Source organism: Mesorhizobium sp. M7A.F.Ca.AU.002.02.1.1, from assembly GCF_003998535.1.
Taxonomy (GTDB): domain Bacteria; phylum Pseudomonadota; class Alphaproteobacteria; order Rhizobiales; family Rhizobiaceae; genus Mesorhizobium; species Mesorhizobium ciceri.
Genome location: NZ_RZPB01000352.1, coordinates 1 through 6,191, shown reverse-complemented (window position 1 = coordinate 6,191; position 6,191 = coordinate 1). Strand labels below are relative to the sequence as shown.

Here is a 6,191-nt window from a genome sequence, read left to right as displayed (position 1 = left end):
GCGGCGCGCAGGAAATAGCGTGATGACTGGGCAATCCGCTCAGCGCGCGGCAACAACGGCAACGCCGGCGCCGATCATCACACCGCCCGCCGCGCGGTTCACCCGGCGTACGATCCTTGGTGTGCGCAACAGGCTGCGGGCGCGACCGGCGAGGACGACATGACCGCCGATCACCACGACCTCGACGGCCACGATCACCATCATCAGCACACCGAGATGACCTGCGTCGAGCGATGCGCCGACGACGCTAGGCAACAGCGCAATGTAGAACAACGGCATTTTCGGATTGCCAAGATTGAGCGCGATGCCGGTGGCAAAAATCATCAACAGCCCTCGCCGTCCTGAGATGGGCTGCAGTTCGGGAATGACGGGCGCCGCCATCCACAGCCTGATGCCCGTCCAGACCAGATAGGCCGCTCCACCATAGCGAAGCACCGTCATGACGATCGCCATCTTGGCGGCGACGATCGACAGGCCGAAGGCGGCGAGGATCAGGAAGATGAGGATGCCGACCACGGTGCCGGCACCGTAGGCGATGCCCGACGCGGCGCCATTGGAGATTGTGCGCGCGACGATCGTCATGTTGTCCGGACCCGGGCTGGCAGCGAACACGAAGAAGGCGGCCGCAAAGGCAAGCGAGGTCGCGAGATCCATGAAAACTCCCGAGGGTAATGCCGCTCTCGGGAGTCCAGACTAGCCGGTTTACCTGTCGGCGCCATCAGGAAAATCGAGAAACTGCGCGATGCGCATTTCCGTCACGGCTGATAGCCGAGGCAGATGGCGCCGAGCGCGACGATGGCGCAGGCGCCGACCCGCCGCGGCGTCAGCACCTCGCCGAGGAACAGACGTCCGATGAAGGCCGCGAAGACGACGCTGGTTTCGCGGATCGCGGTGATCGGACCGGCCGGTCCGAGCGCGAAGGCCGCGACCACGACACCGTAGGCCAGAAGTGCAAACAGGCCGCCGCCCAGCGCCTTCCAGGTTTCCGGCGCACCCAGGTCGACTGTGAGCCGGCCACGGCAGGCGACGAAGGCCGCCGGCAGCAACGCGCCGTAGATCACCAGCACCCATGCGGTATAGGCACCGGCGTTTCCCGCCGCCCGAACGCCGAGCGCATCGACCGTCGCATAGGCGGCGATGATCGCTCCCGTTGCCAGCGCATAGAGTATCGATGTCGTGGCGGCCCTGCCCCTTCCGAGAGAAAGGCCCATGATGCCGCCCGCGACCAGCGCGACACCGATGGTCTGCGGCAGAGTGAGCTGCTGGTTGGCCAGGAAGAACTCGCCGAGCGTGACGAGCAGCGGCACGCTGCCGCGAACGATCGGATAGACCTGTCCCAGCTCGCCATATCTGTAGGCGGCCACCAGAAACAAACTGTAGCCAACCTGCAGGCAGGCCGAGAGCACAATGTAGGACCAGGCCGGCGCGGCCGGAAGGGCGTGGAAGAAGGCTAAGGGGATGGCGAGCGCCGTACTGGAAAAGCTCATGACGGTGACGGTCCACAACCTGTCGGCCCCCGTGCGCAGGAACGCGTTCCAGGTTGCGTGCAGGATCGCCGCAAACAATGCGAGCCCGATGACCAGCGGGCTCATTGGGACTTACGCGAAGCAGCGACGATGCCCATGGCCGCCTTGCGGGCGTCGCGAATGGCGGCGTCGGCCGGCCCCATCTGCGCCAGCAAGGTCGCACCTTCGATCAGCATAAGCAGTGTCGCCGCCACGCTTTCGGCGCGGCCGCGCGGCATCATCTCTTCGAGGATAGACCGCATGCGCCGCTTGAGGCCGTTCTTCTGCCTGACAACGGCCTTGAAAACCGGATGCCCGGGATCGCCGAACTCGGCCAATGCATGTGCGAACAGACAGCCATGGAAATCGGCGCTGCGGAACCAGAGTGCATGCCAGTCAAAAATCCTTCCGATTTTCTGTTCCGGCGGAATGCCCTCCTGGGCGAGCCGGTCGAGCTGGCGGTCGAAACGCATAGCGCGATAGTCGAGCACCTCGACGATCAATTCGTCCTTGCTGGGGAAGTGGCGATACATCGTCATCTTGGCCACATCGGCTTCGGCGATGATCCGGTCGATACCCGTCGCATGGAAGCCGGCGCGCTTGAACAGCACGTAGGCCGTTTCAACGACGTGCTGGCGCTTATCGGAAACGGGCGATGGTGTCATGGCGCATACCGAGTGGTGAGACAGGTCTGTCTCATACATATGCGACGGATCGCGCCAGCTGTCAACGCGGCACGAAAAACGCCTGCAGCCGATCAAGCCACAGGCGCGAAAGAGATTGGAAGGGGAAACCGGGTTTAGCGCAGAATGCGGCAGCGGCCGTTGTAGACCATCCAGCGGTCGAAGCCCGAGACGCAGAATTCGACATTGTCGCCGATCGAGGCAAAGCCCTGGCCTTCCTCGATCAGGTACCAGATGGTGCGATCGCGGCCGTCGGACAGGCTGACGGTGGCCCCGCAATAACGGCGACCGATCGGCCAGGTATCGTCGGCCGCCAGATAGCGATGCTGGTGAATGCGCCGGAAATCGGTGATCTGCACATCCGGCAGATGCGGCACGTGATGCACCTGATAGGAAAAGCGGCTGGTGATCTTGTTCAGTACCCAAGGCTGACCGCAGACCCCGCTGTCTTCATCGGAATAGACCGTAAGATCGGCGGCCTGCACGGTCTGGGTGATACCGAGAGGCGCGGCAAGCGGGGTGCAGAGCGAAATCAGGGCGGCAAGAGCGGATTTGGCGAAGCGAGTCATGGCAGCCTCTCAAGGTCGATTGTGCGCACTGTGCGGATTCGCTCGGCGGCGGTCAAGCGGTTGCGTTGACAATGGTTTCCCAGTTTGAAACTGCTTTTTGACCAAAGCCGAATTTACACGGCACCGGAATGGCTCTGGCACGTTCATGCCCGGATCCAAAAGAGCGCGGGTCCCGGGTCGTCAATGAGCCCGCCTCAAGCCTGCTCGCCGGCCAGCCATTCCAACGACCAGTGCGCCGGCCGCCCCACCGCAAGCAGCCTGTGCAGGGCCGGCAGCAGCGTCCGCAACTCGCCCTCCAGCGTGAACGGCGGATTGACCACCAGCAGACCGCTGCCGTCGAGGCTGGGTTCCGAAGAGGCCGGCCTGATCTCGAATTCGATGTCGAGCAGCTTCGGGATGCCCGATTGCTTCAGCGCCTTGCGGAAAGCGATGATCGCCTTGCGGTCCTTGATCGGATACCAGAGCGCGTAGATGCCGCCTGGCCAGCGCTTGTGCGCCCTTATGAGCCCGTCGACGAGGCGATCGAACTCACCCGCTTCCTCGAATGGCGGATCGATGAGAACAAGGCCGCGCTTCTCCTTCGGCGGCAGATGGGCGCCGAGCGCCAGCCAGCCATCGAGTTCGATGATCCGGGCCTGGAAATCGCCGGCAAAGAACGTCCTCAGCCTCGCGGCATCCTTGGGGTGCAGCTCGATCGCGGTCAGCCTGTCCTGCTTGCGCATGAGATGGCGCGCAATCAACGGCGAGCCCGGGTATTTCTGGATGCCACCCTCAGGGTTGAGCGACCGTATTGTCTCCAGATAAGGCGCGAGCAGTGCTGCCACCGGCGCGGCAAACGGGGCATCGATCAGCCTGCCGATGCCGCCTTGCCACTCACCCGTCTTCTGCGCTTCGGCCGACGACAGATCGTAGCGGCCAATGCCGGCATGGGTGTCGACGACCCGAAACGCCTTGTCCTTCTGCTTCAGATACTCGAGCAAGCGCGTCAGCACGACATGCTTGACGACGTCGGCGAAATTCCCGGCATGGTAGGCGTGGCGGTAGTTCATCGTTTTGTGCCGTTATGCATGTCGTTGTCCCAAAACCGCTGCACACTTTTGGGCGACATGCATCAGCCCCTGCCCCAGCGCGGCGGTGGCGGCTGAGAGTTCGGATTTTCCGGCCGACCGCCTCGAGTGCGCAAGGTCAGCAAAAATCCGATCAGGCCGATCGCCATCAGCGCGAAGCCGACCGGCCGTGCACGGCTGTCGATCTCGCCTGCGCCGGAGCGCAGGATGAGATCGACAGCCCGCATCGGTATGTCGTCGGCATCACCCGGTCCGACGGTGAAGACGTAGGGACCCGGGCTGACGGTCGCGATGACGCCGGCCTCGTCGCGAAAGATCTTGTCGGGCAGTTGCGGGCTGGCCTGGCGAGGATTGTCGGAATGGTTGAACTGCAGCGTCGAGGCGAGCACCGTGCGGCCATTGCTGGCGGCGGTCAGCGTCAGCACGGTGCGCTGCTGCGAGACGATGCGCTCGGCTCTTGCGGTCAGGTCGACCAGCACCCGCACCGGCGCATCGCGGCCGGAGAGCGGCACCGTCAGCGGCTTGAAACGGCCTTGCTCATAGACCCGCCAGGTGCCGATCTCGTGCCCGGAGAAATTGCTCATCGCCCAGGGATAGATGACACCGACGCCGGCGCCGACAAGCAGGATCAGGACAAACAGAAAGCGCATTCACATCACCATGGCGTATCGTGACCTTGCCAATAGCGCCCCGACGGCCAAAAGGCGATGGCCAGTTGCGGCAGCCACCCTGGAGGTGGACCGTACGGGGTGCGAGCGCAACCAGATTGGCGGCGTGGCTGCGCAACAATGCCGATAACGTTCTACCTATGCGCTCAAAAATTAAGCCGTGTATTTCGCGCGCCGCGCTGAACATTGCTGTCGGCTCATTCTTGGCCGTTCTTGCTGTCAGGTTTTGATTCTACCTCAAGGAACAGCTTGGCGCGTCCGGCAACATATTGACGTCGATCGAGCCAATATGCTGATTCATAAACAGGATTTGCCTTGTGCGCCATGCTTCGGTCCGAGAGGCCGTAGCCGCTTTCATGATTAACCATTCGCGAGCGCATTTGGTTAAGGAATTGCTAATTTGGTTGACTATAATTTCCACAGGTATATTTTCGATGCGTTGGGATGTGCAATTTGGGCGAGCAATCGATGGTGACACCGGGCGTGTGATCGCGATTTCGGGGCGCGGAGAATGCTGAGCGGCAGCACGGAGGTTGTGTAGTCGCACCAGCTTCGCGAAAGCCAAGAACAATTGACGCACATCAGTGATGGCGCTTCCGCAGATGCGGAGGTTTGCCACGTTCTCAGGAACGTGGCCGGGCGATGCTTTGTCCCGGCCCGGCGGTAGCGTGTTCGGTGCGTATGAGGAAAGCATGACTAAGCTTGTCAAGGTTCTGAAACTGGAATCCGGCAGCCAAAAGGACGCCAGCCAAAGCCGACGACGCGCCCTTGTCGCCGGAGGAGCGGGATTTTTAGGTTCGCATCTGTGCGAACGTCTTTTGCGGGACGGATACGACGTTGTCGCGCTGGACAATTTCCACACCGGCAAAAGATACAATCTCAATGCCCTTCAGCGCAATCCGAGCTTCAGCTGCATCGAGCACGACATCGTCGATGCACTGCCTTCGGACCTTCAGTGCGACGAGATCTACAATCTCGCCTGCCCAGCCTCTCCGCCGCACTACCAGGCAGATCCGATCCACACCTTCAAGACAAGCGTGCTTGGCTCGCTGAACCTTCTGGAACTCGCGCGACAGAACAAGGCCAAGATATTCCAGGCCTCGACGTCCGAAGTCTATGGCGATCCCTTCGTGCATCCACAGCCCGAGAGCTACTTCGGCAACGTCAATACGCACGGGCCGCGCTCCTGCTACGATGAAGGCAAGCGCTCGGCCGAAACCCTGTTCTTCGATTATTCGAGAACCTATGGTCTCGATATTCGTGTCGCCCGCATTTTCAACACCTACGGTCGCCGCATGCAGCCCGACGATGGACGTGTGGTTTCGAACTTCATCGTCCAGGCGCTGCGCGGCGAGGACCTGACCGTCTATGGCAGCGGCCAGCAGACGCGCTCCGTCTGCTATGCCGACGACCTGATCGAGGGCTTTATCCGGCTGATGAATGCGCCGAACGCGCCCGCCCACCCGGTCAATCTCGGCAACCCTGCCGAATTCACCATCATGGAACTGGCGACGCTGGTCGTCGATTACACCAACGCCCGATCGAAGATCGTGCATCGGCCGCTGCCCGTCGACGATCCCAGGCAACGCAAGCCGGACATCTCCTTTGCCAGGGCCAATCTCGGCTGGGAGCCGAAAATCAGCTTGAGCCAGGGGCTCGCGCGTACCGTCGAGTATTTTGATACCCTGCTCTACGGAAG

At 62.0% G+C, this 6,191-nt stretch carries 8 protein-coding genes; 1 reads left to right on the top strand and 7 read right to left on the bottom strand.

What is annotated here, in order from left to right:
* Positions 1–39: 39 nt before the first annotated feature.
* The 7 genes from EN879_RS20715 to EN879_RS40650 all read right to left on the bottom strand — a co-directional run bounded on the left by EN879_RS20715 (position 40) and on the right by EN879_RS40650 (position 4,818).
* Positions 40–654: a LysE family translocator gene (locus EN879_RS20715; RefSeq protein WP_013532487.1), complete on the bottom strand. Its 615-nt coding sequence runs from the start codon at positions 652–654 to the stop codon at positions 40–42.
* 101 nt (positions 655–755) lie between these two features.
* On the bottom strand, positions 756–1,592 hold the full coding sequence (locus EN879_RS20710) for a DMT family transporter (RefSeq protein WP_013532488.1): 837 nt from the start codon (positions 1,590–1,592) through the stop codon (positions 756–758).
* Positions 1,589–2,170, bottom strand: coding sequence for a TetR/AcrR family transcriptional regulator (locus EN879_RS20705; RefSeq protein ID WP_013532489.1), 582 nt, complete (start codon positions 2,168–2,170; stop codon positions 1,589–1,591). Before EN879_RS20705 ends, EN879_RS20710 begins: the two co-directional genes overlap by 4 nt.
* A gap of 134 nt (positions 2,171–2,304) precedes the next feature.
* Positions 2,305–2,757, bottom strand: coding sequence for a hypothetical protein (locus tag EN879_RS20700; protein WP_013532490.1), 453 nt, complete (start codon positions 2,755–2,757; stop codon positions 2,305–2,307).
* A 194-nt stretch (positions 2,758–2,951) separates the two neighbouring features.
* A complete protein-coding gene (locus EN879_RS20695; protein ID WP_013532491.1) occupies positions 2,952–3,806 on the bottom strand; it encodes a 23S rRNA (adenine(2030)-N(6))-methyltransferase RlmJ in 855 nt (284 codons plus the stop codon).
* Between the two features lie 62 nt (positions 3,807–3,868).
* Complete coding sequence (locus tag EN879_RS20690; protein ID WP_013532492.1) at positions 3,869–4,474, bottom strand: hypothetical protein; 606 nt, start codon at positions 4,472–4,474, stop codon at positions 3,869–3,871.
* Positions 4,475–4,689: 215 nt separating this feature from the next.
* Positions 4,690–4,818: a hypothetical protein gene (locus tag EN879_RS40650; RefSeq protein WP_272482885.1), complete on the bottom strand. Its 129-nt coding sequence runs from the start codon at positions 4,816–4,818 to the stop codon at positions 4,690–4,692.
* A gap of 366 nt (positions 4,819–5,184) precedes the next feature.
* Between EN879_RS40650 and EN879_RS20685 the strand changes: the two genes are divergently transcribed.
* Positions 5,185–6,191, top strand: a 1,007-nt coding sequence (locus EN879_RS20685; RefSeq protein ID WP_164774485.1) for a UDP-glucuronic acid decarboxylase family protein, incomplete at its 3' end; no start/stop codon positions are given.